The 559-nt window shown below is 50.1% G+C and carries 1 protein-coding gene; it reads left to right on the top strand.

Annotation, left to right across the window (positions count from 1 at the left end; translation table 11 throughout):
• The coding region (locus tag OH455_RS23230) for a thiamine pyrophosphate-dependent enzyme (protein ID WP_269982942.1) at window positions 1–559 on the top strand (559 nt) is incomplete at both ends.

The raw sequence follows: 559 nt of genomic DNA, 5'->3' as shown, positions 1-559 counted from the left end.
CTCTATGCTGATTTACTCTCTGCTTCACCTAGCAGGCTACGAGCTGTCAATCGACGATCTGAAAAACTTCCGTCAACTGCACTCTAAGACTCCAGGTCACCCAGAGTACGGTTACGCACCAGGTATCGAGACAACAACAGGTCCTCTAGGTCAAGGTATCACTAACGCGGTAGGTATGGCGCTAGCTGAGAAGACTCTAGCAGCACAGTTCAACAAAGAAGGCCACGACATCGTTGACCACTTCACTTATGCATTCATGGGTGACGGCTGTCTGATGGAAGGTATTTCTCACGAAGCCTGTTCTTTAGCAGGTACGCTAGGTCTGGGCAAACTGATCGCATTCTGGGATGACAACGGCATCTCTATCGACGGTCATGTTGAAGGCTGGTTCTCTGACGATACACCTAAGCGTTTTGAAGCGTACGGTTGGCATGTCATTCCTGCAGTAGACGGCCACGATCCAGAAGCGATCAATGCAGCGATTGAGGCAGCGAAAGCGGACCCACGCCCTACGCTAATCTGTACTAAGACCATCATCGGTTTTGGTTCTCCAAACAAA

Origin of the sequence: Vibrio sp. T11.5, from assembly GCF_027587155.1 — a bacterium.
Classification (GTDB): domain Bacteria; phylum Pseudomonadota; class Gammaproteobacteria; order Enterobacterales; family Vibrionaceae; genus Vibrio; species Vibrio neptunius.
This window is presented reverse-complemented; position numbering and strand designations above follow the sequence as displayed.